The organism is Bradyrhizobium sp. USDA 223 (assembly GCF_044909005.1).
In the GTDB taxonomy this organism is placed as follows: Bacteria; Pseudomonadota; Alphaproteobacteria; order Rhizobiales; family Xanthobacteraceae; genus Bradyrhizobium; species Bradyrhizobium yuanmingense.
In genome coordinates this window covers 5,654,160-5,678,682 of sequence record NZ_JBIYDR010000001.1, presented here as the reverse complement: position 1 = coordinate 5,678,682, position 24,523 = coordinate 5,654,160, and the positions used below count along the sequence as shown (strand labels likewise).

Genomic DNA, 24,523 nt, shown 5'->3' with positions numbered 1-24,523 from the left:
GCGGGGGTTATTGCTCGGCATAGCCGAGCGCTGATGCCGGCATGTCCGGCGCGGAAGCGTCCTTGACGACGCTGGCCACCGCCGGTCCCCGCAATGCCGGAGCCGCGCCGGGTGCATCCGGCGTTCCGTTGATCATGTTGGAAAGTCCGCTGAATCCGGCCTGGGCGATCTTCCGCAGCACGAGGTCGTCGGCAGCCAACCACGCGTCGCGGCCGCCCTTGGCCGAGGTCGGTTCCTCGCCGGAAAGACGCAGCGCGCGCTGCTGGTTGGCGTCGTAGACGTCCCAGACCCAGGCGATCACGGTCTTGCCGCGCACCACCTGGGCGGAGAGGTAGCTGCGCACGCGATAGGCAGCCGTACCTTCGCGGGAGACCACGGACAGGCTGCGCAGCTTGGATTCGCTGTCGAGCACGCCGACCATGCGGTCGAACACTTGCGGAGGTGGCCCGTCGATCGATTCGAAGGCGATAGTGGCCCCGCTGCCGGCGCTCGGCGCCATCGCATAGGAATTGACGGCACTGCCGCCGCCGCAGCCGCCCAGCGCGGCCGCCGCTGCCAGCAGCATGACCGCCAGCACGCGCGAACCCGCGCGGCGAAAGATGAATGACGCGTCCCTCATTATGGAGGGCAGCGATATCGTTAAAACGCATTAACGTCTAGGGCGGGCGAGCCACACCCCCCACCGTCATTCCGGGGCGATGCGCAAGCATCGAACCCGGAATCCATTTCGCAGCGTGAATTGCCGCACGATGGATTCCGGGTTCTCGCTTCGCGAGCCCCGGAATGACGGGGTTGCCCCTGTGTCCCGGACGCGCTGCGGCGCGCAGTGCCGCTGCGCTGAGCCGGGACCCAGATTGCCGCCGAGATTGAGATTGCAGAGACATGGGCCCCGGCTCAGCGGCACATCACTTACGTGCTGCACCGCGTCCGGGGCGCGAGGCCTCATCCCTCCAGCGCAATCGCGTGAACGTGGCGGCCGTAATCCGGCTCCTTGCGGTGCACCGAACGGCGATAGCTGAAGAAGCGCTCGTCGGAATAGGTGTCGAGGCCGAGATCGTCGATCATCAGGATGCCGGCGGCCTCCAGCCGCTTGCGGATGAAGCCGGCGAGATCGAACATCGCGTGGCCCTCGCGCACCGAGGGGATGAAGAACACAACGTTCTCCGCATCCTGTTCGATGAAGCGCGCGACGAACTCGTTGCCGACCTCGTAGCTGTCCTGGCGGATCAACGGGCCGATCGCGGCGATGATGCCGCCGCGCGTGGCGCCGAGCTGCTCCATCGCCGCGATGGTGGATTCCAGCACGCCCGTCAGTGCGCCCTTCCACCCCGCATGCGCGCCACCGATCACGCGCGCCTGGGGATCCACGAACAACACCGGCCCGCAATCGGCGGTGGAGACGCCGAGCGCGATGCCTGGCGTCTTCGTGACCAGCGCGTCGCCTTTTGGTCGCGGCCCGCTCGGCCACGGTGCCTCGGCAACCAGCACGTCGGGCGAATGGATCTGGTGCAGGCTGAGGAAGCGCTCGGGCGCAACGCCGACATGCTCGGCCATGCGGCGGCGGTTCTCGGCGACCAGGGCCTGATCGTCGTTGGAGCCGAGTCCGCCGTTCAGCGCGGAATAAATGCCGCCGGAGACGCCGCCTTCGCGGGTGAAGAAGGCATGGCGCAGGCCGGGCACGGCCGACAGCAGCGACGAAGCTATCGTCATGAGGCCTCTCCTGCCTGTTCCAGATCGCTGAGGCCGGCAAGGCCCGTCAGCCGCGGCTCGGAGATGCCGAGCACCTTGAACATCGAACCCATGCCGCCACGCCCGGTATCGGTCAGGCGCTTGAGCGCCACCGAAATGTCGGTGGCAACGTCGGGCGCAGCTTTCTGCATCAGGGCGGCGGCGCGGGTATCAATGCCGATCCGCTTGAGGAAGTCGCCTTGCGTGACCGGCCCATGCACGCGCGCGCCGACATCCTCGGCCGCGCGCGCCAGCGCCTGGAAGTCGACATGGGCGGTGACGTCGGCCTGGCCCGGCGCCTTCAATGGATCGGCGAAGGTGTGGCGCGCAATCGCCTGGAACGTGTCGCCGGCGTCGCTGCGCAGGTGACCGTAATCGATGATGAGCGCCGCGCCGTCCTGGTCGCGCACGCGCGTGGCAAGCTTCATGATCTCGCCGTCAGGACGCCACTCGAACACGGCGCCGATGGGCGCGGTACGCACCAAGGGCGGCAGCAGCACGTCGAAGCGCGGCGTCGGCTCCGGCGCCGCGCCGAACTGAAGCTTGCCGTTGGGATCGATCTCGATCACGCGCTCGTGCCAGCCGTTCTCGAGCCGAACCATCTGGTGAATCGGCAGCACGTCGAAATATTCGTTGGCGAGGATGATGCTGGGGCCCTCCGGCACCTCGTCGATGCTGTCGTGCCAGGCGATGTTGCGCACGTTGGCGAGCGTCGCGCTCTGCCGGTCCCGCAACACGGGATTGACCTCGACCATGTGGATGTGGAGCGCCTGGTAGAGCGGGGGCAGCACGCGGAGCGCGCGCAGCGCATCCGCCATCATGGTGCCGCGGCCGGGGCCGAGCTCGATCAGCCGCAGGAATTGCGGCGAGCCCATCTGCTTCCAGACCGAGGCGGTCCACAACCCCAACAGCTCGCCGAACATCTGGCTGACTTCGGGCGCCGTCGTGAAGTCGCCCTCGCGCCCGAGCGGATCGCGCGAGACGTAATAGCCGTAGCGCGGATGCATCAGGCACAGTTCCATGTACCGCCAGACCGGCATCGGCCCGGAAGATTTGATCAGCGCCTTGATCTCGTTGAGCAGCGGCTGGTCGGTCACGGCGATCTTCTCGAAATGAATTAACGAATGGCCTCGACGGGCGTCAGCGCACCGCGCCTCACTGCCAATACAATAAGTATGAGGCCGACGATAAGCATCGGGATCGACAGCAGCATGCCCATGGTTAATCCGCCCCAGAGAAAACCGAGCTGCGCGTCCGGCTCGCGGAAATGCTCCCCGGCGATGCGGGCCAGGCCATAGACCAGGATGAAGGCGCCGAGGATCATGCCGGGGCGCTTCAAGGCGCCGAACCGGATCATGATCGCCAGCACGGTGAACAGCAGGATGCCCTCCATGCCGGCTTGGTAGAGCTGGCTTGGATGCCGCGGCAACTGCGTGGGATCGTTGGGGAAGATGATCGCCCAGGGCAGGCTCGGGTCGGTGGCGCGGCCCCACAATTCGCCGTTGATGAAATTGGCGATGCGTCCGAGCAAGAGTCCGACCGGGGCGACCGCGGTGGTGATGTCGCCGAGCGACAGGATCGAGATGCCATTGCGGTAGGCGAACCACATCACCGCGACGACGCAGCCGAGGAAGCCGCCGTGGAACGACATCCCGCCCTCCCACAACTTAAAGATCGCGGCGGGATGATCGATGAAGAAGGGCAGGTTGTAGAACAGCACGTAGCCGGCGCGGCCGCCGAGGATGATGCCGAGCGTGACCCACAGGATGAAGTCATCGATCTGAAGCAGCGAGATCGGCGCGGGTCCGCCCCACACGCGTTCGCTCTTCAGCAGCGCGCGGGCATAAAGCCAGCCGAATACGATGCCGCAGATATAGGCCAGGGCATACCATTTGATCGCGAACGGACCGATCTCGAGCGCGATCGGGTTGAAGGCGGGGAAGTCGATGAGCAAAAACGGCATCGCGCCTTCTGTGTCCAAGCGGAATCGCGGCGGTCGGCGCCGGCAGACGCCCCGTGATTCCTCTTATGCAGGGACGTTGAATACGATTGCAAGGAAACCGGCGCGTGACAAGGATACCGCCGCTTCGCTCTTGAACCGGCCCCCTCGGATTGCCATTGTCTTTCCGCGAGGTCGCGCAAAGTTTATCGGAGGCCCACAATGACCCAGACCAATAACCGGTTTTTCGACGAGATCGGCCGCCTGATGAACGACGCCGCCGGTGCTGCCCAGGGCGTCAAGCGCGAGTTCGATTCCGTGATGCGCAGCCAGGCCGAAAAATTCCTGCGCGACATGGATCTCGTCAAGCGCGAGGAGTTCGAGGCGGTCAAGGACATGGCGCGCCTGGCGCGTGAGGAGAACGAAGCCCTGAAGGCGCGGGTCGCCGCGCTGGAGGCAAAGCTCGGGGGGACCCCGACGTCGTAAAGCGCGGTTCTCTCTGTCCCTCCCCTGGAGGGGGAGGGTCGGCGCGCAGCGCCGGGTGGGGTGATCTCTCCACTCGGCACCGCCTCGGTGGAGAGACTGTCACCCCACCCCGGCTCACATTTCGCTACGCTCCATATGAGCCGACCCTCCCCCTCCAGGGGAGGGTGGAAACCGCCCGCCAGCCCATTCTCCTTGTCATTTCCGCAGCTTCCGGGTAAAAGCCCGCCACGTCCGCGGCCCCCGCACCCCTGGAGGCTTGCTGTGGACCATGCCATGGGCCGCCTTGCGGCCCATTAACTTTTGCAAAAACAAGGACTTAACGACATGGCGACGACCGTCAAGGAATTGAAGGCGACCGCACGTCCGAAGAGCGGCAAGGGGGCCGCCCGGGCTGAGCGTCGCGCCGGGCGAGTGCCCGGAGTGATCTACGGCAACAACCAGCCCCCGCTGACGATCTCGATCGAGGATCGTGAACTGCGCCAGCGCATCCTTGCCGGCCGGTTCCTGACCACGCTGGTCGACATCGACCTCGAGGGCAAGAAGCACCGCGTCATTCCGCGCGACTACCACCTCGACCCGGTCAAGGACTTCCCGATCCATGTCGACTTCATGCGGCTGGGCGAAGGCGCCACCATCCGCATCAGCGTTCCCCTGCACGTGGTGAAGGCGGAAACCTCTCCGGGCGTGAAGCGCGGCGGCACCGTCAACATCGTCGCGCACGCGATCGAGCTCGAATGCGGCGTCGAGAGCATCCCGCAGTACATCGAGGCCGATGTCGGCTCGCTCGAGATCGGTCACTCCCTGCATCTGGCCGACGTCAAGCTGCCGGCCGGCGTCAAGGCGCTGACCCGCGAGGACGCGACCCTCGTCACCATCGTTCCGCCGTCCGGTTACGCCGAAGAGCAGAAGGCCGCTGCTGCGGCTGCCGCTGCTGGTGCGGCCCCGGGCGCTGCGGCTGCTCCGGCCGCTGGTGCTGCGGCACCGGCTGCTGCTCCTGCCGCTGCTGCCAAGGCTCCCGCCGGCGGCGACAAGAAGAAGTAATCTCTCGAAGCTGGCGCGCGGTCCTTGACCGCGCGCCGAGCGGGGGGCGCGCCGCGTCATGCGACTCTTTGTTGGGCTCGGCAATCCCGGCGCGAAATACGCACGTAACCGGCACAATATCGGCTTCATGGCCGTCGATGAGATCGCGCGGCGTCATGGCTTTGCGCCGTGGCGCCGCCGCTTTCAGGGCGAGACCTCGGAAGGTGCGCTCGGCACCGAGCGCGTGATCCTGCTCAAGCCCACGACCTACATGAACGAGTCCGGCCGCAGCGTTCAGGAAGCGGCGAGCTTCTTCAAGATCGCCGCGGGCGACACCACCGTGTTCCACGACGAGCTCGAGCTGCCGCCGGGCAAGGTGCGGGTGAAGATCGGCGGCGGCATCGCCGGCCACAACGGCCTGCGCTCGATCTCGGCGCATGTCGGCAACGATTATCGCCGGGTCCGGCTCGGCATCGGTCATCCCGGCGTCAAGGAGCTGGTGCACGGCCATGTGCTGTCGGACTTCGCCAAGGCCGACAACGAATGGGTGACGACGCTCTGCGATGCGGTGGCCGAGCACGCCGCGCTGCTTGCCAAGGGCACGGACGCGACCTTCGCCAACAGGGTGCATCTGGCCATGCAGGCGAAGGGGTTTTTGACCAAGGACGAGAACGGCAAGGAATAACACCGGTCATCGCCGGACTTGATCCGGCGATCCATCGTTCGAAGAAGATGGATGCGCGGGTCAAGCCCGCGCATGACGAGTTCGGAAGATATTGACGCGCGGAGCGCGGAGGCCAGGACCACCATGGGATTCAAATGCGGGATCGTCGGATTGCCCAATGTCGGCAAGTCGACCTTGTTCAATGCGCTGACCGAGACGGCCGCGGCGCAGGCCGCGAACTATCCGTTCTGCACCATCGAGCCGAATGTCGGCGAGGTCGCCGTGCCCGATCCCAGGCTCGACAAGCTCGCCGCGATCGCCAAGTCGGGCCAGATCATCCCGACCCGGCTGACCTTCGTCGACATCGCCGGCCTCGTGCGCGGCGCCTCCAAGGGCGAAGGCCTCGGCAACCAGTTCCTCGCCAATATCCGCGAGGTCGACGCCATCGCGCATGTGGTGCGCTGCTTTGAAGATTCCGACATCACCCATGTCGAAGGCAAGATCGCCCCGCTCGCGGACATCGAGACCATCGAGACCGAGCTGATGCTCGCCGATCTCGACAGCCTCGAGAAGCGCATCGACAATCTCACCAAGAAGGCCAAGGGCAACGACAAGGACGCCAAGGAGCAGCTCGATCTCGTGGGCCGCACCCTGGTGCTCTTGCGCGAAGGCAAGCCCGCGCGCCTCGTCGAGCGCAAGGCGGAGGAGGAGCGGGCCTTCTCGATGCTCGGCCTGCTGTCGTCCAAGCCCGTGCTCTATGTCTGCAACGTCGAGGAAGGCTCGGCCGCCACCGGCAACGCCTTCTCCAAGGCGGTCGAGGAGCAGGCGGCGAAGGAGGGCGCGGTTGCCGTCGTCATCTCCGCCAAGATCGAATCCGAGATCGCGACCATCTCGCGTGACGAGCGCGCGGACTTCCTGGAGACTTTGGGCCTCGCAGAAGCCGGCCTCGACCGCCTGATCCGCGCCGGCTACACCCTGCTCGACCTCATCACCTATTTCACCGTGGGCCCGAAGGAAGCGCGCGCCTGGACCATCTATCGCGGCACCAAGGCGCCGGCGGCGGCCGGCGTGATCCACACCGATTTCGAGAAGGGTTTTATCCGCGCCGAGACCATCGCATATGACGATTATGTCGCGCTCGGCGGCGAAGCCGGCGCCCGCGATGCCGGCAAGCTCCGCCTCGAAGGCAAGGACTACGTCGTCGCCGACGGCGACGTGATGCATTTCAGGTTCAATACGTAGGAGCTGGTCATTCCGGGGCGCGCGAAGCGCGAGCCCGGAATCCATCTATACGCTTGTTCTGTGGCTCAATGGATTCCGGGCTCGCCTCTTCGAGGCGCCCCGGAATGACGGGAATCACCGCATCCCTGATCCCTGGTCCCTGATCGCGCCGAGATGCTCGTTGATGCGGAAGACGATCAGGATCAGCTCCGCGACGATGCGCGAGAACACGATGCCGACCACGACGCTGGCGATCGACGACAGCAGCACCAGGAAGCCGCCGAACGGGCTGATCGCCATCGCAGCCAACCCTGAGAAGATGCCGGAGAGCCCGAACAGGCAGATCAGCGCGATCACCAGCCAGTAGAAGGTCTTGATGATCGTCGGCGTGATGAAGCGGTCCCATTGGAACAGGTCGCTGAATGAGAACATTGCTCTCCCCAAGGCAAATCGGGACTTCAAATCGGGCTTCGGCCGTCGATCGATCCGACTCAAATCAACGCCGATCTCAAGTATGTAGCACGAGCCATGCGGGCCGGCGGGTTGAGATTGCCGCAAAGTGCGGCCACAATCTGTCATTCCCGCAAAGCTTTCCCGAGATGACCCTGACCTTCGAAGATTTCCCGCCTGGCCGGTTCGGAACGTTCGGCCCGCGCCACGTCACCCGCGACGAGATATTGGCCTTCGCCGCCGAGTTCGATCCGCAGCCGATGCATCTCGACGAGGCGGCAGCAGCTGAGAGCATGCTGCGCGGCCTGTCCGGTTCGGGCTGGCACCTGTGCTCGCTGATGATGCGGATGATGGCCGACGGCTTCATCACGCGCGCCGCGTCACTGGGATCTCCCGGCGTCGACGAGGTGCGCTGGCTGTCGCCACTGCGGCCCGGCGACGATCTCACGCTCGACGTCGATGTCCTGGAAGCGCGGGCCTCGAAGAGCCGACCTGAGCTCGGCATCGTCAAGTTCAAATGCACCGCGCGCAATGCGGCGGGGCAGGCGCTCGCCGAGATGACCTCGCCGATCCTGATCAAGCGGCGCGAAGGAGCGGCCTGATGCGGTTCTTCGAAGACATCGCGATCGGTCAGCGTCGCGAGATCGGCGCCTATACGTTCACGGCGGAAAAGATCAAGACCTTCGCCGCGAAGTTCGATCCGCAGCGCTTTCACCTCGATGAGGAGGAGGGCAAGAACTCGCTGTTCGGCGGGCTCGCGGCCTCGGGCTGGCATGTCGGCTCGGCCTGCATGAGCCTGCTTGTCGCCGACGGCCAGCGTCTGGCGCGCGAGGCCGCCTCGCGCGGCGAGGAGGTCGCGGTGTGGGGCCCGTCGCCAGGCTTTCGCGACCTGCGCTGGATCAGGCCGGTGCTCGCCGGCGATACCGTCGCTTACGTCAATGAAGTCATCGACAAGCGCGCCTCCGCCTCCCGTCCCGGCTGGGGCATTTTGACGGCCCGCACCACCGGCACCAACCAGCGCGGCGAGGAGGTCTATTCCATCACCGCCTCCGCCTTCGTGCCGCTGCGCGAGGGCGGTTAGATCTGTTCCAAGATGAACGGGCAAATGAGTGCGCGAGTGTTGCCCGCGCGCTATGGACGCGATTCCGGGTGGCTGCCATAAGCCTGCGCAACATGGTTACGGCGAAGCAGTTTCGCGGAACCAGTCAGTTGCTAACTAATTATGAACCTGTCGCTGTCTATTTGAAACGAATAGGCAGACGACAGGGGACGAGGACCATGGCTGATCGCGGCGCACTCAAATTTGTTGGATTCATCTTCGCGACCGCGACGCTGGCCGTGATGCTGGTCGCGGGCATGGTGGCGAAGGGCTACGCCGATGGCGCCTACACGCTGGAAGCCTCGACCGTGGAAGCGGCCCGGTAAGATTCGTTAACGATCGCGGCCGGCATCCGGCCGCAGCTCAGCGGCTATAGACGAACGCAAGGATGGCGATCGCAACCGCCAGCAGCCCGACAAAGCGCAGCATGATCGTGCCGAATTGATTCGGCGCGGGCCGCAACGGGATCGGGTCCGTGGTGTCGGGCCGAATGCTTTCCATCTGAAATGTCCCCCTGAGCCCGGCCGCGACGGCACGGGCGCTTGGCGTTTGTCGCCCGGGAGCGGCGGTGGGTTCAAACGGCAGTCTCGTGTCCCGAACGCGCTGCAGCGTGCAACGCTGCTGCGCAGAGCTGGGACCCAGAAGGCCGCGCTGGAGAAATGCTGTGACATGGGCCCCGGCTCTGCGACGCGTCACTGCGTGCCGCATCGCGTCCGGGGCACGAGGCCTCCCTCGAAATCAAAACCGCCGCGTCCCTTCCGGAACGCGGCGGCCGATGATGCGTTTCGTGCCGGCGATCAGCTGTTGCGCAGGCCGTCGGCGGCGCGCTTCCACTGCGCGACGTTGTCGGCGATCATGCGGGTCGACTTCATCGCGGCCTGGCTGAGCTGGGCGTAGCCGGAGATCTCGCGCTGGACGCGCTGGCCTTCGGCGTGAAGCAGGTCGCGCAGGCTCTCGAGCTCGGAGATCAAATTCTCGATCTCGGCGAGCGAGGTGCCGGCGACGCGCTGGATCAGCGAGTTGACGTTGTTGACGGTGGCTTCCGCGCTCGGGTCGAGCGGCGGGGCGTCGGTGGTGGTCGCGGCCGGACGGCGCAGATAGGCGATGTCGTTGCGGACGAAGTCGCGGATGCCGGCTTCGACCTCGGTCACGGCGGCGAGGTTGGTGTCGACCGTCTCGGTCTCGGTGGCTTCGATCTTTTCCGGACGCATGGCGTTCATCGTTATTCCCCTGTTCGCGTTGAGCGCAGCGCGAGTGTCCCCCGCACGACGACGTCTGTGAGGCAGGCCGCATCAGGGCGTCCGATTTTGACCGCAAATGGGCCGAGATGCGGCAAGGCCGGACCATTCGGGGGTTTTGCCGTGGCGTATGGTTAGGGAAGGGTGAATCGCGTGCGAGGTGAATGCGCGGCTCGGCCGGTGCTTCACGCCCTCGCCCCGTTCTTACGGGGAGAGGGTGGGGTGAGGGGCTGCTTCCGCGATCACGGTGAGAGTTGGACTCGCGGAGAGTCCCCCTCACCCGGAATTTGCTGTCGCAAATTTCGGCCTCTCCCCGCAGGCGGGGAGAGGCGAAGACACTACCAGCTCTTCTTGAAGCCCGCCGTAACGCTCTTGTTCAGCGTGCCTTGCGAGGTTTCACCGACCGAGCCTGATACGGTGACGTTGTCGAACAGCTTCTGCTCGGCGCCGAGCTTGCGCAGCCATCTATCGTCGGTGGTCGACAGCGTCTGGCCGGCAACGATGCTGGTGCCGGTGTCGGTCACGGTGACCTTGGCACTCTGGTCGGTCTCGTAATTGCGCGTGACGTGGCCGCCGATGCCGGGGACCGCACTGGTGCCCTGCTGGTTGACGCTGTAGCCATTCTGCAGCGTCAGCGAGGTGTCGCCTGACAGCGGCACCGATTTGGTCAGTGTGGCGCCGGGATCGACCCTGGCTTCCACCGCGGTCTTGTCCCAGATCGCGCCCGCGCCCGGCGCGGTTGCCGTCGCCCAGGCGCTGCCCGAGGATTGCGGCAGGTTGCCGCCGTTGGTGGCCTTCTGCGCCAGCAGCTCGGACATCGTCCTGGGCTCGCTCGCCAGCGTCATGTCGGCGCCGACTCGGGTATCCCAGAACGAGGACACCGATTGCTTTACGGTCACCGCCGAGGAGCCGTTGGCATTGGGATTCGACGACCAGTCGAGGCCTTCCCTGGCGGCGGCCTGCGCGCGCTTCTTGGCGGTCATCGGGTCGATGCCGGTCCCCGCATCGACCGCGATCTGGCTCCAGTCGAGCTTGTCGACGTCGATGCCCTTCATGATGTCGGGATCATTGACGTCGGGGGCTTCGGCCGCCTCGGCCTCGTCGTCGGATGCGGGTGAGGAGAAGGGCGGAATGATCTGTGCCTGTAACGTCAGCACCGAGCCCAAGATGAATGCGGCCGCCAGCAACGGCAGCCTGGTCCAGCCAAACCCTGTCGAGAATTCCATCGTCCTGCCCACGAACCCCAGCGCATGCTGTCCGCCCCACTATAGCGGTCGCAATGACCATGCGCCATTCCGGCGCTGAAAGTGCCGGTTTATCGTTGCGGAATTGTGGCGGTTCGCCAGGGAAGGCGAACCAACGGGCCGCGCGAGAGGCGCGCGCCCGATGACGAGCTCGTGATGCGACGGCATCCGGCGGGGCTGGAGGCCAGGACGTCGCGATCGCCTCGTCGTCGGTCCCGAACAGCGGGGCCCGTTGGCGTCCCCCCTGAAGCGCGATGATCATCATCGCGCTTCAGGTTGTTGTTTGCACATGATCTTCTCGGAAAATCGCTTCGCACTATGCGCTAGCGCGGCCCTTTCGGGGCCGGATCATGCGCTAGCCGACGCTGGTCATCTTCGGCAGATGAATGGCGCGGCCGAGTGCCTGCTCGACCAGGTCGAAGGTGTCGATCAGCACCCGCATGCTGATTAGCTTGCCGGCCTTGAACTGGGCGAACTGCGCCACGCGCAGGCTGATCGGCTTGTTGGAATCCAGCGCCGTCAGCGAATAGCGCACCATCGAGGCGGCGGAATCGACGCCCAGCATGATGCTCTCGCGGTCGAAGCGGCGGACCTGGAAATTGTCGGCGAGCTGGCGGATGACGTCGAGCACGGCATCCTTGCCCTGGCGCGCGCCGAGGAACGGAAACATGTCGATCGGGCCGTAGAGCGCCCATTCGACGTCCTCGTCGATCAGGACCTCGATATCAGCGAAATGCCGGTCGTTGATCGCGCGGTGCAACGCGCGCGAGAAACGCCAGAGGCTGTGCTCTGTCATTTGGGGCAGTCCTGAAGCTGGCTTTACGGAAAAAACGGCAAACAACCCCATGCGCACTCGGGCGCCGGGGCCAACTCATTTGTATACGAACAAATTAGCAGATTTCGGCCAAAACGCAATTCACGTTTTCGCAATGCACACTTGATCGCTCTTTGTGAGATTTACAATAGAACCCCGTAATTGTCCGGGTCCCGGCGCTCAGTCCGCCCGGGCGATCAGCGGCCCGATCTCCCGTTCCAGCACCTGCTGCACCAGGTCGTAGGAATCGATGATCTCGCGCATCTCCGCCACCAGTCCGCCGCGGAACGTGTAGAACACCGCCATGTCGAACTGCACGATGCGGTCGTTGCTGCGCTTCTTGAAAAAAGCGTGCATGTACGTCGCGACGGCCTCGCCCTCGGCGACGATGTGCGGCGTCTTGTAACGAACCTCCGAATAGCGCGACCAGACCGTCTGCCACAGCTCGCGCAGCTCCTGCTTGCCGTGGCGCGGTACCATGTGCGGCAGCACGTCGATCGGCGCGTGGGTGAGGAAATAGACATCATCGGTGCAGCAGGCCAGCGCCGCCTCGATATCGCCGCGCGCGAAGGCATCGAGCAGGTGCACCACGCGTTGGCGATTCAGCTTCTCCACCGTCATTGCCACCAGTCCTCGTTCGGCCCCGTTGCGTTCCGCAACGCTAACGCGCGGTGTCGCGCACCGGCAATCCGCGAAATCACAGGGATGTTGCATGCGTTTTGACGCACGAGCGCAATGCTCGGTTCACGATATGCAACTGTAAGTTGAATTGCGGGATAGCTGCACGAATTCGCGCTCTATCCGGTTGCGCGGGGCGCAACGCGCATGGCGCCGTGCGCAACGTCAGCACAGGCGCACGGAAACTTCATTTGAATTAGCCAGAGGCCGTCATGCCCGGGCTTGTCCCGGGCATCCACGTTCTTCGTGCTGCGTGAAAGGCGTGGATGGCCGGGACAAGCCCGGCCATGACGACGTGGAGAGAGTCGGCGCCCATAGGCCGACAGCTCATATGCGATAGTCTTGCCGCAAGTGGAGCGAAGCCGGCCCGTCCCGCGTGACCCATCTCACATCACCCCACCGGCGCCGTGGCTACCGTCATCGGCATGTCATCAGGGAGACGTGCCATGGCCACCATCGCCAATGCAAGAAAGTCCCGCCTGCATAACGCGCTCGAAGGCCTCGCGCTGACCGCGAGCCTGCAGAGCTTCCCGACCTTCGCCACATCGGCCTTCCTGCTCAAGCTCTGCGGCGACCACGACCTCGTCGGCGACCCCGGCGTTGCCATCTTCGTCGCATTTGCCTCGCTCGCCCACGCGACGCTGGCCGTGACCCTGGGCCCGAGTTTCCCGCACCTGTTCAAGACCGTCTACGAGCCGAAATTCTTCGAGGCCCATCTGTCGCTCTCCGACAAGATCACGGCATGGCGCACCCAGCCCGTCGCCTCGCTGCAATTGGTGACGATCGTGCTGCTGCTGTCGGTGATGGCGGTGGTGACGGCGAGCGTGGGGTGAGGGGGTAACCACGAACGTCGCCGATAAACCTACGCGTCTACCTCTTCTTCCACCCCCCGCGCCGTCCCGGCGCGCCACCCGTCGACTTCGGCGCCGGCCCGAACTCCGGACCCGACTGCCGCGAATCCGTCGGCTGGATGATGCGGCTGGCGCTGCCGAACGGCTTTGACGGCAACGCGCGGCTCTCGCGATAGGGCAGCGATTCCGGGCCGTGCATCTCGTCGAGATGCGGCTTGTGCACGCGGGAGCCTTTGCCGCCGCCGGCCTTGAGCGCGGTCGCGGCGCTCTTGTTCTTCATGGCGCTGACGGGCAGGTTCGCGGCATCGCCATACTTCTTCGCCCCCGCATAGGCGCCGGCCTTGCCCGCGACCACGCGCTGCTTGGCGGTGGGGTCGTCGACCACGGCGAGCTCGGTGGCGCGCAGGCGCTTGACTTCGTCGCGCAGGCGCGCGGCTTCCTCGAAGTTCAGGTCGGCCGCGGCCTCGCGCATCCTTGTTTCGAGATCGGCGAGCACGGCTTCGAAATTATGGCCGATCGAGATGACGTCGTCGGTCATGTCGTGGCCGCCGACCTCGATCAGCACGTGGTCGCGCTCGTAGACCGAGTTGAGGATGTCGCCGATCTGCTTCTTCACGCTCTCCGGCGTGATGCCGTTGGCGTTGTTGTACTCGACCTGCTTCTCGCGGCGGCGGTTGGTCTCGGCGATGGCGCGCTCCATCGATCCCGTCATCTGGTCGGCGTAGAGGATCACCTTGCCGTCGACGTTGCGCGCGGCGCGGCCGATGGTCTGGATCAGCGAGGTCTCGCTGCGCAGAAAACCTTCCTTGTCGGCGTCGAGGATAGCGACCAGCGCGCATTCGGGAATGTCGAGGCCTTCGCGCAAGAGGTTGATGCCGACCAGCGCGTCGAATGCACCGAGGCGCAAATCGCGGATGATCTCGATGCGCTCGATCGTGTCGATGTCCGAGTGCATGTAGCGGACGCGAATGCCCTGCTCGTGTAGATATTCGGTGAGGTCCTCCGCCATGCGTTTTGTGAGGACCGTGATCAGCGAGCGATAGCCCGCTTGCGCGGTGGCGCGCACCTCGCCGACGAGATCATCGACCTGCGTGCGGGCCGGGCGGATGTCGACGGGAGGATCGATCAGTCCCGTGGGGCGAATGACCTGCTCGACGAACACGCCGCCGCTCTCGTTCAGCTCCCAGCTGCCCGGGGTTGCCGACACCGCGACGGTCTGCGGCCGCATCATGTCCCATTCCTCGAAGCGGAGCGGGCGGTTGTCCATGCAGGACGGCAGGCGGAAGCCGTATTCGGCCAGCGTCGCCTTGCGGCGGAAGTCGCCGCGGAACATCGCGCCGATCTGCGGGATGGTGACGTGGCTCTCGTCTGCGAAGATCAGCGCGTTGTCGGGCACGTATTCGAACAGCGTCGGCGGCGGCTCGCCGGGGCGACGCCCGGTGAGGTAGCGCGAATAGTTCTCGATGCCGGCGCAGCTGCCCGTCGCCTCCATCATCTCGAGGTCGAAGGTGGTGCGCTGCTCCAGCCGCTGCGCCTCCAGCAGGCGGCCCTGGTTGTTGAGCTGGTCGAGCCGCTGCTTCAATTCGAACTTGATCGACTTGATCGCCTGCACCAGCGTCGGCCGTGGCGTCACGTAGTGCGAGTTGGCGTACATCTTGATGAATTCGAGCTCGTCCTGCTTGTGGCCGGTGAGCGGATCGAACTCCTCGATATTCTCGATGGTGTCGCCGAACAGGTTCACGCGCCAGGCGCGGTCTTCATAGTGCGCCGGAAAGATGTCGATGACGTCGCCGCGCACGCGAAACGTGCCGCGGGTGAAATCGGCCTGGGTGCGCTTGTACTGCAGCGCGACGAGATCGGCGATGAGCTGGCGCTGGTCGATGCGCTCGCCCTTCTTCAGCGCGAAGGTCATCGCGGTGTAGGTCTCGACCGAGCCGATACCGTAGATGCAGGACACCGAGGCCACGATGATGACGTCGTCGCGTTCGAGCAGCGCGCGCGTCGCCGAGTGGCGCATGCGGTCGATCTGCTCGTTGATCGAGGAATCCTTTTCGATGTACGTGTCCGTGCGGGGCACATACGCTTCCGGCTGGTAGTAGTCGTAATAGCTGACGAAATACTCGACTGCGTTGTCGGGGAAAAAGTTCTTGAACTCGCCATAGAGCTGGGCGGCCAGCGTCTTGTTCGGCGCCAGGATCAGGGCCGGGCGCTGCGTCGCCTCGATCACCTTGGCCATGGTGTAGGTCTTGCCCGAGCCGGTGACGCCCAGCAGCACCTGCGAACGGTCGTTGCGCTCGATGCCCTCGACCAGCTCGGCGATTGCGGTCGGCTGGTCGCCCTTGGGCTCGTAGGACGACTTGATCTCGAAGCGGACGCCGCCTTCGGACTTTTCCGGCCGCGGCGGCCGGTGCGGCGTCCACACCTTCATGGAGCCGTCGCCCTTGCGGAACTCCGGCCGGCCCTCGCGGATCAGCGATTCCAGTGCATCCGCGGTGGCCTTGACGCCGAGCGCCTCCATCTTGGACCGCGGCGGACGCGCCAGCGCCTCGGCATCGTCCTCCTCAGTGGGCAGGCCGAGCTGCCGCGCCAGCTCCGGATCGAGCGTCGGAATCGTGGCCGCGGTTCCGTAATTGGCCTGCGGCGCCTCCTCCAGCCCGGCGAGCTCAGCCGACTGACGGGCGCCCGGCGGCTGCGGATTGGGCCGCAGCGGCATCGGCCGCGCCGCATCTTGTGGAAACTCCTTCGGCGTCGAAGCCCGCGCGCGATGTGCGGCGGCCTCGCCCCCGGCGCGGCGGTCGCGCGAATTGTCCGGCGGCGGCTGCAGGCCGGTGCCTGATCCCAAGCCCGCATCGCCGCGATTGATCGCGGGATTGAGCAGTTCGGCCAGCGCCGGCCCGATCGGCTGCACGTCGGGGCGGTGTGCCTTCGAGTTCGGAGCCTTGGTCTTCGTGGATTTGCCGGGTTTTTCGGAGGATGCAGGTTTCTTCGCCATGAGGCGAATATGGGACGAGTCCGCCCCGCAATAAAGGGTGAATGCCCGTGGCGATGCAGGCTGCTGACAGCAGGTTGGCAGCAGCCTTGCGGTTCACGCCGCCGGCAGCGGCCCCTCGTCGTCTCCGGTGCTGACATTCGGCTCGACGATGTCGAGATGAATGCCGCCGCAATCAGTGCAGCGCATGGTCCAGTACTCGCATCCGGCGCGGCCGCCTATCACACGGAGCACCGTGAGATCGCTGTCGCATTCCGGGCAGTTGGACAGCACTGCGCGGGCATAGATCCGCGGCTGCGCTGCATCGGTTTCGACGATGGACATACCGGTTCCCCCCTTTGCGCCGCCCTGTCTCTGATCCGCCTGCGGACCGCCTATTCGTCGTCGCCGCCGGCCCGCAGCCGAAAACGATCGATGTGGTGCTTGGCATCGGCAATCGCGGCATCGCGATCGGGCCAGGCGAAGCCGACTTCCATGGCCGGAAACAGCACGCCGTCGATGGCCACCGGGCTGAGATCGGCCCGGCGGATCCGCGCGTGCCACAGCCCCTTGCCAGCTTCGAAGGATTCGATGTCAAAGCCGTCGTAGAGGGTCGTCATGAGTGTAGGTCCCACGTTTCTTTTCGGAGGGTCACGAGACCACGTCTGCGGATTTTGGGATGTGAAGCCGTTCACAAGCGGGCGGCTTTTTTGCCCGCCTTCAGTTCCGCGCTGCAGCACGGCCGATCCGGCGCGGCCGGGCGGCGGGTTCCGATGCCGCCCGCATGATCCAGCGGCGGAAGGCGGCAAAGTCGCGCTGCTCGGTCTGGAAGCTGCGATAGAGCAGGTACCAGCGCATGCCCTTGGGCACTGACAGGTCGAACGGCGCTACCAGCCGGCCGGCCGCAAGATCGTCGTCGATATAGGGGCGGATGCCCATCGCGATGCCGAGCCCGTCGGCCGCGGCCTGCAGCGCCTGGCCGTAGAACTGGAACTCGGGCCCGCGCGCGCTGATCCGAGCCGTGCCCGCCGCCTTCAGCCAGATCGGCCAGTCCTCGGGTGAGTGCGCGACGCGGATCAGGCTCGGTCCCTTCAGGTCGGCCGGGCGCTTCAATCCTCCGGCAAGGCGAGGCACGCAGACGGGGGTGAGGTCGCCCGCGAACAGCGGCTCGGCGACGAGGCCGGGCCAGTCGCCGGTGCCGAGCTTGATGCCGCAGTTCCAGTCCTCGCCGAACGGCACCGCGGCGCCGCCGGTGGTGAAGCGCACCTCGATGTCGGGCTCCTCGCTGCGAAACTCCGAAAGGCGCGGGATCAGCCAGCGCATCGCAAAGGTGTGGCCGACGCCGATGGTGAGCACGCGCACGCTCGCAGGCGCCGTCACCTGCGCCGTGAGGCTCGCCAGCGCATCGAAGATCGGGGTCAGCCCGCTTTGATAGGCGCGGCCGGCCTGCGTCAGCACGAGCCTGTTGGCCTTGCGCTCGAACAAGGCGACGCCGAGCCGCTCTTCGAGCAGGTGCACCATGCGGCTGACGGCGGCCGCCGATACGCTCAGCTCCAACCCGGCCGCAGCAAAGCTTCCGGTCCGCGCCGCCGCCTCGAACGCCTTGATGCCGTTGAGAAACAGCAGTCGCCGCAAATGATCACCCTCAGGAAAGCTGATGCCAGGGCAAGATAACTCAGTTTGCGGAAAAGGCGCAAGCGAGGCACGTTCTCCTTTGCCTCTCCCCGCGAGTGGGGCGAGGGAGTGCAACAGTTCGCGTCCCTCACTCGCCCTCGGGAGATCCTTTCGTGACGCCCATCATGATCGCTGCCCTCGGATTGCTGATGGTGGCCACGGCGTTCCTGTCGGGGCTGTTCGGCATGGCGGGCGGGCTGATCCTGATCGGCGTGCTGCTGGCCCTGATGCCGCTGCCGACCGCGATGGTGCTGCATGCGATCACGCAGATGGCCTCGAACGGCTGGCGCGCGTTCCTGTGGCGGGCGCATATCCGCTGGCGGCCGGTCGCGAACTATATGGTCGGCGCGGCCGTCGCGCTCGCGGCGTGGTCGCTGACCCGCTACGTGCCAGACAAGCCGACGGCGCTGCTCTTGCTCGGCGTCACCCCGTTCATGGCGCGGCTTTTGCCGGCGAACGTCAAGCCGGATCCTGATAGCCTCTGGCAGGGCACGGTCTACGGCACGATCTGCATGGGCCTGATGCTGATGACCGGCGTCTCCGGCCCGCTGCTCGACACCTTCTTCCTCGGCGGCGATTTCGGCCGGCGCGAGAAGGTTGCGACCAAGGCGATGTGCCAGGTCGTCAGCCATTTCACCAAGCTGATCTATTTCGGCGGCATCATCGACCAGGCCGCGGGCCTCGATCCCGTGCTCGCTGCCGTCGCCATCGCAGCCTCGATGCTCGGCACCACGCTGGCGCGGCGCATCCTCGAAGCCATGACCGACCAGCAGTTCATCGCCTGGTCCAACAAGCTGATCACCACCATCGCCTGCTACTACATCGTCCACGGCGGCTGGCTGTTGCTGCGTGCGCCGGTTCTGGCTGCCTTCGACAAGGGAGGTTTGCAATGAGCGAGACGGCCGATCCGCTGGTGCTGGACTTCGTCGAATGGGTGGCGCGCGAGCCGCGCGCCTATGCCGAGGTGATCGCGACCTGGAAGACCTCGTGCCCGCGCCTCACCATCTGGGAAGACGCCGCCGAGCGCGGCTACGTCGCGCGCGAGACGATTGCAGGTCTCGGGCTGGTGATCGCGGTGACGGAAGGCGGTGAGAGGCTGTTGCGCGCCAACGGGCGGTAGTTTCTTTGCCTCTCCCCGCCTGCGGGGAGAGGCCGACACGCGAAGCGTGGCGGGTGAGGGGGAGTCTCCGCGAGTCCGTCTCTCACTGTGATTGCGGAGGCAGCCCCTCACCCCAACCCTCTCCCCGTAAGAACGGGGAGAGGGAGAAGACATAGCGCAGCTCTCTCCACATCGTCATTGCGAGCGCAAGCGAAGCAATCCAGAATGTCACTGCAGCGGTAGCCTGGATTGCTTCGCTGCGCTCGCAATGACGGAGCACTGGTCCATGTCGCTCAAACTCTACGAACTCGTCGGCACCGATCCAGCGCGCCCCTTCAGCCCGTATTGCTGGCGCACGCGGATGGCGCTCGCGCACAAGGGCCTTGCAGCGGAATCGCTGCCCTGGCGCTTCACCGAGAAGAGCGCGATTGCGCCGCACGGCTCGGAGAAGGTCCCGGTGCTGATGCATCACGACAAGCCGATCGTCGATTCCTGGATCATCGCGAACTATCTCGAGGACCATTTTCCGGATCGCCCGTCGCTGTTCGGCGGCGAGGGCGGCCGCGCCATGGCGCGCATGATCAATGCGTGGGGCGACATCGCCATCGTGGGCGGCATCTTTCCGCTCATCATCGCCGACATCCCGAAGAATCTGAATGAGGTCGATGCCGCCTATTTCCGCAAGTCGCGCGAGGCCCGCTTCGGCGGCAATACTCTCGAGGAGATCATGGCGGGCCGCGAGGCCGGCGTCATCGCGTTCCGCAAGTCGCTCGAGATCATGCGGCAGACGTTCAAGACGCAGCCTTTTCTCGGCGGGCAGGCACCGAACTACGCCGACTACATCGTGTTCGGCGGATTCCAATGGGCGCGCATGGTCAGCCCGTTCAAGCTGCTGGATGCGGATGATCCCATCTATGCCTGGCGCGAAAAGCTGCTGGATGCGTTCGACGGCTTGGCGCGCAAATCGCCGGGGCACGAGGTGTAAACTTCGTAGCCCGGATGGAGCGTAGCGAAATCCGGGGCCGGTGCTAGCGGAACGAATCCCGGATTACGCTTGCGCTCCATCCGGGCTACGCGCCGCCGCTTTCCGCAAGCACGCCCGGCACAGGCAGTCCTCGCCCTCGAGCGGCATCGGCAGTTTTGCCGTCTCCTCCGCGCACCAGCAATTGCCATAGAGATCGCAGCCGAATTCGCTGCCGCAACGGGAACAGGTGAGACGGCGCGCAAGTGCCGGCGCTGACGGCATTTCTTTCGGATTTGTCATGATCTACGTCGAAGCTTCGTCGTCATTTTCAGGGCGGGTTCATCTGCCGCTGCAGTATATTACGCGTCGCCCGCGTCGCAGGAAAGCACCTCGCAACACGCGAAGGACAGATCATCGATGGCCCGCGATTCGCAAGCCGCCCTCGTCGCGCTCAACCGCTTCGGCTTCGGCGCCCGCGGCGGTGCATCGGGCGATCTCGTCAACGCAAGCTCCGACCCGCGCGGCTTCGTGAAGGCCGAGCTTTCGCGTTCCAATGGCGTGCTGTTGGAAGCGCCGGGCCTGCAATCGACGCCGCAGCTCGGGCAGGCCGTGTTTGCCTATCAGGACCAGGTCAAGCAGGCGCGTGAGGCGGCGAAGGCCGCCGCGCCCGCCGAGACGCCGGCACTAGCGCCTGCCGATCAGGACGCGCCCTTGCGCCGTAATCTCTCGCTGAATGCAGCGGCAGAGATCACTGGCCAAATGGCCGATGCGAAGCCCACAGGCAGCGCACCGAAGCCGGAGACCATGCAGCCGAACGCTGCGCCGCCTGCTGCCAAGCCAGCGCCGCAGCCGCTCAATGTCATCCAGAAAACCTTTCGCGCCGAGGCGCTGGCGCGGCTGCAGCGCGCCACGCTGGCCGAGTGCGGCTTCACCGAGCGCCTCGTCGCGTTCTGGTCCAATCATTTCTGTATCTCTGCCAGTAAGGGCGAGTTGGCGCGGATCTGGGCCGGCGCGTTCGAGCGCGAGGCGATCCGGCCGCACGTGCTCGGTCGCTTCGCCGACATGCTGAGGGCGGTCGAGCAGCATCCGGCGATGCTGTTCTTCCTCGACAACCAGCAATCGCTTGGACCCGACTCGCGCGCGGGACAAAACCGCAAGCGCGGGCTGAACGAAAATCTCGCGCGCGAGATCATGGAGCTGCATACGCTCGGCGTCGGCGGCGGCTACACCCAAGGCGACGTCACCTCGCTCGCGCGCATCATCACCGGCTGGACCTTTGCCGGCAGGCAAGGGCAGCTCGGGGTTCCCGGCTCCTTCGTCTTCAACACCAATGCGCATCAGCCCGGGCCGCAGGTGCTGCTCGGCAAGACCTACGATCAGGCCGGCCTCGCACAGGGCGAAGCCGCGCTCGCCGATCTCGCGCGACATCCCTCGACCGCGAGTTTCATCGCCACCAAATTCGTCCGTCACTTCGTCGCGGACGAGCCGCCGCCGGCGCTCGTTGCGCGCCTGCGCGACGTCTTCGTCAAGACCGACGGCGATCTCAAGGCGATGGCGACCACGCTCGTCGATTCCGAGGAAGCATGGAAAGCGCCGCTCACGAAGCTGCGCTCGCCATACGATTTCCTGGTCGCGAGCGGCCGGCTGCTGGCGCGCGTGCCGGAGGATCCCGGCGCCTATCTCAACAACCTCAATCTGCTCGGCCAGCCGCTGTGGTCGCCGCCGGGTCCCAACGGCTTTCCCGACAGCAATGCCGCCTGGGGCGCGCCGGAAGGCATCAAGCTCAGGCTCGACATCGCGGCGCAGATCGGCGCGCGGCTTGGCAACAACATCGATCCGCTCGACCTCCTTGAGTTCGCCGCCGCCGATGCCGCCTCGGCCGAGACGCGGCGGACCATCGAGCGCGCGGAGTCGCGGCAGCAGGCGCTGGCGCTGCTGCTGATGTCGCCGGAAATGCAGAGGAGATGATGATGACCGACTGCGTCGAGAACCGGCTCCTCACCTCCCGCCGCGGTCTCCTGCTCGGCGGCGCGTCCTTTGCGGCCTGGGCTTACCTGCCGAAATTCGCCCGCGCGGCCGACGGGCGCGATCCGCGAATGATCGTGGTGATCCTGCGCGGCGCACTGGACGGGCTCTCGACCGTCGCGCCGCTCGGCGATCCCGATTATGCCGGCCTGCATGGATCGATCGCGCTCAGCGCCGACGGGGCGCATCCCGCGATCATGCTCGACTCGTTCTTCGCCCTGCATCCGGCGATGCCGGAGTTTGCGCGCATGTATCGCGACAAGCACGCGGCGGTGATCCACGCGGTCGCGACGCCCTATCGCGACCGCTCGCATTTCGACGGTCAGGACGTGCTCGAAAGCGGCTATGCCGGCCCGGGCCGCGTGCAGTCCGGCTGGCTCAACCGCGCGCTGGAAGCGCTGCCGCGCGGCGAGCGCGTGTCGAGCGGCCTCGCGGTCGGCCCCACAACGCCGCTAGTGCTGCGCGGCAGCGCGCCCACCGTGGGCTGGGCGCCGGTCGCGCTGCCGCAGGCCGATGATGACACCGCAATGCGCCTGGTCGAGCTCTACCGCCACCGCGATCCCGCCTTGGCCTCCGCGCTGTCGCAAGGCCTCCAGCTCGACAAGGCGGCGAGCGGCGACGACATGAAAGCGACGCGCGGCAATGCGGTCGCGCAGATGCGGCAGGTCGCGCGCGGCGCCGCAAAGCTGATGGCGGCCGATGATGGCCCGCGCATCGCCGCGCTCGCCTTCGACGGCTGGGACACGCATGCCAATGAAGGCGGCCCTGTGGGGCGTCTCGCCTTCCTGCTCGGCGGCCTCGACGGGGCGCTCGCCGAATTCGAAAGCGGCCTAAGGGATCGCTGGCGCGACACCGTCGTGGTCGTCGCCACCGAGTTCGGCCGCACCGCGCGCATCAACGGCACCGAGGGGACCGATCACGGCACCGGCACGATCGCCTTGCTTGCCGGCGGCGCGGTGCAGGGCGGCCGGGTGATCGCGGACTGGCCCGGCCTCAAGCTCGCCAATCTGTATGAGGGCCGTGACCTCAAGCCGACCACGGATCTGCGCTCGGTGATCAAAGGCGTGCTGCAGGATCAGTTCGGCCTGTCCGATCGCGCGCTGGCCGAGACGGTGTTCCCCGACAGCGCAGGAGCACGGCCGATGCGCGGACTGGTTGGCTAAGCCGTCATTCCGGGGCGCGCGGAGCGCGAACCGGAATCCATCTCTCGACGCGTTCTGCAGAAAAATGGATTCCGGGCCCGCGCCTTGCGGCGCGTCCCGGAATGACGACATGATGAGCCGAGCATCAGGAGACACCACCCCATGTACATCGCCATGAACCGCTTTCGCGTCGCCAAGGGCTCCGAGGCTGCCTTCGAGCAGGTCTGGCTCACGCGCGACACCCATCTCGACAAGGTGCCGGGCTTCGTCGAGTTTCACCTGCTGCGCGGGCCGGAAGCCGAGGACCACACGCTGTACGCCTCGCACACCGTGTGGGCGAATTATGCGGCGTTTGAGGCCTGGACCAAGTCGGAAGCGTTTCGCGCGGCACATCATAAAGCGGGCGACAACAAGCCGCTTTATCTAGGCCATCCCCAGTTCGAAGGTTTCGAGGTGATGCAGACCGTGGGGCGCGGCGCCAAGTAACGCTGCCAAGTAGCGCTGCCAGCAAAAAAATGCGGCCCCTGTCAGACGCGGCGACTGACGGGGACCGCTGGGGGCGCATGATCGGTGACGGGGGGCCTGACCAGACGCAGGGGCAGCCTAGCCTTGCTGTGTTACGCGCGGGTGACAGGTGGAGTTATCCACAGGCTCCCGGCACGACTCAGAAGATCTTGCGATAGACGATGAAACCGGAGCGCTCCGCGACCTTGTCGTACAGGCGCTGCGCCGTGAGATTGGTCTCGTGCGTCTGCCAGTAGACGCGCGGCGATCCCGCCAGCTTCGCCCGTTCGTAGACGCCATGGATCAGCGCCGAGCCGACGCCCTTGCCGCGCGCGGCCTCTGATGTGAACAGGTCCTGCAAATAGCAGGACGGCTCGATCGCGGTGGTGCTGCGATGGAACAGATAATGCGTCAGCCCGATCAGGCGGCCGTTGTCCTCGGCGACCAGCGCATGCATCGGCTCATAAGCATCGAAGAAGCGCTGCCACGTCATCCCAGTGATCTCGGGCGCGAGCGCGGTCGGACCGGAGCGGCCGTAAAAGGCGTTGTAGCCGTCCCACAGCGGCAGCCATTGATCGTAATCCTGCCTGGTGACGGCGCGAATGATGAGCGACATGTGAATTTCCGCGATCTCGGAGGTGCGCGATGAAGGGATGCCCTTCATACGTGATGATCGTATGGCCGATCAATCGCGTGGAGATGGGGATTGGTTGAA

30 protein-coding genes are annotated in these 24,523 nt (G+C 65.8%); 14 read left to right on the top strand and 16 right to left on the bottom strand.

Annotated features, from left to right (window positions below; genetic code table 11):
• Positions 1-7: 7 nt before the first annotated feature.
• From ABIA40_RS26385 to lgt, 4 genes are all read right to left on the bottom strand, one after another.
• On the bottom strand, positions 8-619 hold the full coding sequence (locus ABIA40_RS26385) for a hypothetical protein (protein WP_157286532.1): 612 nt from the start codon (positions 617-619) through the stop codon (positions 8-10).
• 323 nt (positions 620-942) lie between these two features.
• Positions 943-1,710, bottom strand: a complete 768-nt coding sequence (gene pgeF / locus ABIA40_RS26380) for a peptidoglycan editing factor PgeF (RefSeq protein WP_271539025.1) — start codon at positions 1,708-1,710, stop codon at positions 943-945.
• Complete coding sequence (locus tag ABIA40_RS26375) at positions 1,707-2,825, bottom strand: class I SAM-dependent methyltransferase (RefSeq protein WP_404543995.1); 1,119 nt, start codon at positions 2,823-2,825, stop codon at positions 1,707-1,709. Before ABIA40_RS26375 ends, pgeF begins: the two co-directional genes overlap by 4 nt.
• A 20-nt stretch (positions 2,826-2,845) precedes the next feature.
• Positions 2,846-3,691, bottom strand: a complete 846-nt coding sequence (gene lgt, locus ABIA40_RS26370) for a prolipoprotein diacylglyceryl transferase (RefSeq protein ID WP_404543994.1) — start codon at positions 3,689-3,691, stop codon at positions 2,846-2,848.
• A gap of 198 nt (positions 3,692-3,889) precedes the next feature.
• Between lgt and ABIA40_RS26365 the strand changes: the two genes are divergently transcribed.
• The 4 genes from ABIA40_RS26365 to ychF all read left to right on the top strand — a co-directional run bounded on the left by ABIA40_RS26365 (position 3,890) and on the right by ychF (position 7,079).
• Positions 3,890-4,153: an accessory factor UbiK family protein gene (locus ABIA40_RS26365; RefSeq protein ID WP_404543992.1), complete on the top strand. Its 264-nt coding sequence runs from the start codon at positions 3,890-3,892 to the stop codon at positions 4,151-4,153.
• 324 nt (positions 4,154-4,477) lie between these two features.
• Positions 4,478-5,194 (top strand): 50S ribosomal protein L25/general stress protein Ctc, encoded by a 717-nt coding sequence (locus ABIA40_RS26360; protein ID WP_057027685.1) that lies wholly within the window; start codon positions 4,478-4,480, stop codon positions 5,192-5,194.
• A 58-nt stretch (positions 5,195-5,252) separates the two neighbouring features.
• Positions 5,253-5,858 carry an aminoacyl-tRNA hydrolase gene (gene pth / locus ABIA40_RS26355; protein WP_271539016.1) on the top strand — a complete coding sequence of 202 codons (606 nt, stop codon included), beginning with the start codon at positions 5,253-5,255 and terminating at the stop codon, positions 5,856-5,858.
• A gap of 123 nt (positions 5,859-5,981) precedes the next feature.
• A complete protein-coding gene (gene ychF, locus ABIA40_RS26350) occupies positions 5,982-7,079 on the top strand; it encodes a redox-regulated ATPase YchF (protein WP_404543991.1) in 1,098 nt (365 codons plus the stop codon).
• 114 nt (positions 7,080-7,193) lie between these two features.
• On the opposite strand, the gene ABIA40_RS26345 is transcribed toward ychF, so the two are convergent.
• A complete protein-coding gene (locus ABIA40_RS26345; protein ID WP_028134403.1) occupies positions 7,194-7,490 on the bottom strand; it encodes a DUF4282 domain-containing protein in 297 nt (98 codons plus the stop codon).
• A 167-nt stretch (positions 7,491-7,657) separates the two neighbouring features.
• Between ABIA40_RS26345 and ABIA40_RS26340 the strand changes: the two genes are divergently transcribed.
• From ABIA40_RS26340 to ABIA40_RS26330, 3 genes are all read left to right on the top strand, one after another.
• Positions 7,658-8,110 (top strand): MaoC family dehydratase, encoded by a 453-nt coding sequence (locus tag ABIA40_RS26340; protein ID WP_036027191.1) that lies wholly within the window; start codon positions 7,658-7,660, stop codon positions 8,108-8,110.
• Positions 8,110-8,589 carry a MaoC family dehydratase gene (locus ABIA40_RS26335; RefSeq protein ID WP_157286537.1) on the top strand — a complete coding sequence of 160 codons (480 nt, stop codon included), beginning with the start codon at positions 8,110-8,112 and terminating at the stop codon, positions 8,587-8,589. Before ABIA40_RS26340 ends, ABIA40_RS26335 begins: the two co-directional genes overlap by 1 nt.
• 197 nt (positions 8,590-8,786) lie before the next feature.
• Complete coding sequence (locus ABIA40_RS26330; RefSeq protein WP_198399945.1) at positions 8,787-8,933, top strand: hypothetical protein; 147 nt, start codon at positions 8,787-8,789, stop codon at positions 8,931-8,933.
• 37 nt (positions 8,934-8,970) lie between these two features.
• Here ABIA40_RS26330 and ABIA40_RS26325 read toward each other — a convergent pair whose 3' ends face one another.
• The 5 genes from ABIA40_RS26325 to ABIA40_RS26305 form a co-directional block, all read right to left on the bottom strand.
• The gene (locus ABIA40_RS26325) at positions 8,971-9,108 is read right to left on the bottom strand and encodes a hypothetical protein (RefSeq protein ID WP_007614812.1); all 138 of its coding nucleotides are present in this window, start codon (positions 9,106-9,108) and stop codon (positions 8,971-8,973) included.
• Between the two features lie 296 nt (positions 9,109-9,404).
• Positions 9,405-9,827 (bottom strand): hypothetical protein, encoded by a 423-nt coding sequence (locus tag ABIA40_RS26320; RefSeq protein ID WP_036009414.1) that lies wholly within the window; start codon positions 9,825-9,827, stop codon positions 9,405-9,407.
• A gap of 356 nt (positions 9,828-10,183) precedes the next feature.
• Positions 10,184-11,071: a hypothetical protein gene (locus ABIA40_RS26315; RefSeq protein WP_404543987.1), complete on the bottom strand. Its 888-nt coding sequence runs from the start codon at positions 11,069-11,071 to the stop codon at positions 10,184-10,186.
• A gap of 373 nt (positions 11,072-11,444) precedes the next feature.
• Positions 11,445-11,885 carry a nuclear transport factor 2 family protein gene (locus tag ABIA40_RS26310; protein ID WP_271539006.1) on the bottom strand — a complete coding sequence of 147 codons (441 nt, stop codon included), beginning with the start codon at positions 11,883-11,885 and terminating at the stop codon, positions 11,445-11,447.
• Positions 11,886-12,083: 198 nt separating this feature from the next.
• A complete protein-coding gene (locus ABIA40_RS26305; RefSeq protein WP_271539815.1) occupies positions 12,084-12,524 on the bottom strand; it encodes a nuclear transport factor 2 family protein in 441 nt (146 codons plus the stop codon).
• Between the two features lie 503 nt (positions 12,525-13,027).
• Here ABIA40_RS26305 and ABIA40_RS26300 point away from each other — a divergent pair.
• Positions 13,028-13,414, top strand: coding sequence for a hypothetical protein (locus ABIA40_RS26300; RefSeq protein ID WP_157286541.1), 387 nt, complete (start codon positions 13,028-13,030; stop codon positions 13,412-13,414).
• Between the two features lie 37 nt (positions 13,415-13,451).
• On the opposite strand, the gene uvrB is transcribed toward ABIA40_RS26300, so the two are convergent.
• The 4 genes from uvrB to ABIA40_RS26280 form a co-directional block, all read right to left on the bottom strand.
• Positions 13,452-16,424, bottom strand: a complete 2,973-nt coding sequence (gene uvrB / locus ABIA40_RS26295) for an excinuclease ABC subunit UvrB (protein WP_271539004.1) — start codon at positions 16,422-16,424, stop codon at positions 13,452-13,454.
• Positions 16,425-16,517: 93 nt separating this feature from the next.
• A complete protein-coding gene (locus ABIA40_RS26290; RefSeq protein ID WP_271539002.1) occupies positions 16,518-16,745 on the bottom strand; it encodes a hypothetical protein in 228 nt (75 codons plus the stop codon).
• 50 nt (positions 16,746-16,795) lie between these two features.
• Positions 16,796-17,020, bottom strand: a complete 225-nt coding sequence (locus tag ABIA40_RS26285) for a hypothetical protein (protein WP_157286544.1) — start codon at positions 17,018-17,020, stop codon at positions 16,796-16,798.
• Positions 17,021-17,120: 100 nt separating this feature from the next.
• Complete coding sequence (locus tag ABIA40_RS26280) at positions 17,121-18,035, bottom strand: LysR substrate-binding domain-containing protein (RefSeq protein ID WP_157286545.1); 915 nt, start codon at positions 18,033-18,035, stop codon at positions 17,121-17,123.
• 152 nt (positions 18,036-18,187) lie between these two features.
• Between ABIA40_RS26280 and ABIA40_RS26275 the strand changes: the two genes are divergently transcribed.
• From ABIA40_RS26275 to ABIA40_RS26265, 3 genes are all read left to right on the top strand, one after another.
• Positions 18,188-18,967 (top strand): sulfite exporter TauE/SafE family protein, encoded by a 780-nt coding sequence (locus ABIA40_RS26275; protein ID WP_271538998.1) that lies wholly within the window; start codon positions 18,188-18,190, stop codon positions 18,965-18,967.
• On the top strand, positions 18,964-19,194 hold the full coding sequence (locus ABIA40_RS26270; RefSeq protein ID WP_128264786.1) for a hypothetical protein: 231 nt from the start codon (positions 18,964-18,966) through the stop codon (positions 19,192-19,194). Before ABIA40_RS26275 ends, ABIA40_RS26270 begins: the two co-directional genes overlap by 4 nt.
• A gap of 265 nt (positions 19,195-19,459) precedes the next feature.
• The gene (locus ABIA40_RS26265; protein ID WP_404543982.1) at positions 19,460-20,158 is read left to right on the top strand and encodes a glutathione S-transferase family protein; all 699 of its coding nucleotides are present in this window, start codon (positions 19,460-19,462) and stop codon (positions 20,156-20,158) included.
• A gap of 63 nt (positions 20,159-20,221) precedes the next feature.
• On the opposite strand, the gene ABIA40_RS26260 is transcribed toward ABIA40_RS26265, so the two are convergent.
• On the bottom strand, positions 20,222-20,437 hold the full coding sequence (locus ABIA40_RS26260; RefSeq protein ID WP_404543979.1) for a hypothetical protein: 216 nt from the start codon (positions 20,435-20,437) through the stop codon (positions 20,222-20,224).
• Positions 20,438-20,554: 117 nt separating this feature from the next.
• Here ABIA40_RS26260 and ABIA40_RS26255 point away from each other — a divergent pair, with 117 nt between their 5' ends.
• The 3 genes from ABIA40_RS26255 to ABIA40_RS26245 all read left to right on the top strand — a co-directional run bounded on the left by ABIA40_RS26255 (position 20,555) and on the right by ABIA40_RS26245 (position 23,790).
• On the top strand, positions 20,555-22,105 hold the full coding sequence (locus ABIA40_RS26255; protein WP_404543977.1) for a DUF1800 domain-containing protein: 1,551 nt from the start codon (positions 20,555-20,557) through the stop codon (positions 22,103-22,105).
• Positions 22,106-22,107: 2 nt separating this feature from the next.
• Positions 22,108-23,325 carry a DUF1501 domain-containing protein gene (locus ABIA40_RS26250; RefSeq protein ID WP_404543975.1) on the top strand — a complete coding sequence of 406 codons (1,218 nt, stop codon included), beginning with the start codon at positions 22,108-22,110 and terminating at the stop codon, positions 23,323-23,325.
• Positions 23,326-23,466: 141 nt separating this feature from the next.
• Positions 23,467-23,790 (top strand): antibiotic biosynthesis monooxygenase, encoded by a 324-nt coding sequence (locus ABIA40_RS26245; protein WP_036009456.1) that lies wholly within the window; start codon positions 23,467-23,469, stop codon positions 23,788-23,790.
• Between the two features lie 178 nt (positions 23,791-23,968).
• Here the strand turns inward: ABIA40_RS26245 and ABIA40_RS26240 are convergent, their stop codons facing one another.
• Positions 23,969-24,424, bottom strand: coding sequence for a GNAT family N-acetyltransferase (locus tag ABIA40_RS26240; protein ID WP_404543973.1), 456 nt, complete (start codon positions 24,422-24,424; stop codon positions 23,969-23,971).
• Positions 24,425-24,523 lie beyond the last annotated feature (99 nt).

Coding starts and splice junctions, on each gene's coding strand:
- ABIA40_RS26300 (WP_157286541.1), top strand. CDS start 13,028: ATGGCCACCATCGCCAATGCAAGAAAGTCCCGCCTGCATAACGCGCTC.
- pgeF (WP_271539025.1), bottom strand. CDS start 1,710: ATGACGATAGCTTCGTCGCTGCTGTCGGCCGTGCCCGGCCTGCGCCAT.
- ABIA40_RS26255 (WP_404543977.1), top strand. CDS start 20,555: ATGGCCCGCGATTCGCAAGCCGCCCTCGTCGCGCTCAACCGCTTCGGC.
- ABIA40_RS26335 (WP_157286537.1), top strand. CDS start 8,110: ATGCGGTTCTTCGAAGACATCGCGATCGGTCAGCGTCGCGAGATCGGC.
- ABIA40_RS26245 (WP_036009456.1), top strand. CDS start 23,467: ATGTACATCGCCATGAACCGCTTTCGCGTCGCCAAGGGCTCCGAGGCT.
- uvrB (WP_271539004.1), bottom strand. CDS start 16,424: ATGGCGAAGAAACCTGCATCCTCCGAAAAACCCGGCAAATCCACGAAG.
- ABIA40_RS26305 (WP_271539815.1), bottom strand. CDS start 12,524: ATGACGGTGGAGAAGCTGAATCGCCAACGCGTGGTGCACCTGCTCGAT.
- ABIA40_RS26315 (WP_404543987.1), bottom strand. CDS start 11,071: ATGGAATTCTCGACAGGGTTTGGCTGGACCAGGCTGCCGTTGCTGGCG.
- ABIA40_RS26250 (WP_404543975.1), top strand. CDS start 22,108: ATGACCGACTGCGTCGAGAACCGGCTCCTCACCTCCCGCCGCGGTCTC.
- ABIA40_RS26365 (WP_404543992.1), top strand. CDS start 3,890: ATGACCCAGACCAATAACCGGTTTTTCGACGAGATCGGCCGCCTGATG.
- ABIA40_RS26270 (WP_128264786.1), top strand. CDS start 18,964: ATGAGCGAGACGGCCGATCCGCTGGTGCTGGACTTCGTCGAATGGGTG.
- ABIA40_RS26320 (WP_036009414.1), bottom strand. CDS start 9,827: ATGAACGCCATGCGTCCGGAAAAGATCGAAGCCACCGAGACCGAGACG.
- ABIA40_RS26330 (WP_198399945.1), top strand. CDS start 8,787: ATGGCTGATCGCGGCGCACTCAAATTTGTTGGATTCATCTTCGCGACC.
- ABIA40_RS26345 (WP_028134403.1), bottom strand. CDS start 7,490: ATGTTCTCATTCAGCGACCTGTTCCAATGGGACCGCTTCATCACGCCG.
- ABIA40_RS26285 (WP_157286544.1), bottom strand. CDS start 17,020: ATGACGACCCTCTACGACGGCTTTGACATCGAATCCTTCGAAGCTGGC.
- ABIA40_RS26260 (WP_404543979.1), bottom strand. CDS start 20,437: ATGACAAATCCGAAAGAAATGCCGTCAGCGCCGGCACTTGCGCGCCGT.
- ABIA40_RS26325 (WP_007614812.1), bottom strand. CDS start 9,108: ATGGAAAGCATTCGGCCCGACACCACGGACCCGATCCCGTTGCGGCCC.
- ABIA40_RS26340 (WP_036027191.1), top strand. CDS start 7,658: ATGACCCTGACCTTCGAAGATTTCCCGCCTGGCCGGTTCGGAACGTTC.
- ABIA40_RS26310 (WP_271539006.1), bottom strand. CDS start 11,885: ATGACAGAGCACAGCCTCTGGCGTTTCTCGCGCGCGTTGCACCGCGCG.
- ABIA40_RS26385 (WP_157286532.1), bottom strand. CDS start 619: ATGAGGGACGCGTCATTCATCTTTCGCCGCGCGGGTTCGCGCGTGCTG.
- ABIA40_RS26360 (WP_057027685.1), top strand. CDS start 4,478: ATGGCGACGACCGTCAAGGAATTGAAGGCGACCGCACGTCCGAAGAGC.
- ABIA40_RS26265 (WP_404543982.1), top strand. CDS start 19,460: ATGTCGCTCAAACTCTACGAACTCGTCGGCACCGATCCAGCGCGCCCC.
- ychF (WP_404543991.1), top strand. CDS start 5,982: ATGGGATTCAAATGCGGGATCGTCGGATTGCCCAATGTCGGCAAGTCG.
- ABIA40_RS26240 (WP_404543973.1), bottom strand. CDS start 24,424: ATGTCGCTCATCATTCGCGCCGTCACCAGGCAGGATTACGATCAATGG.
- ABIA40_RS26290 (WP_271539002.1), bottom strand. CDS start 16,745: ATGTCCATCGTCGAAACCGATGCAGCGCAGCCGCGGATCTATGCCCGC.
- pth (WP_271539016.1), top strand. CDS start 5,253: ATGCGACTCTTTGTTGGGCTCGGCAATCCCGGCGCGAAATACGCACGT.
- lgt (WP_404543994.1), bottom strand. CDS start 3,691: ATGCCGTTTTTGCTCATCGACTTCCCCGCCTTCAACCCGATCGCGCTC.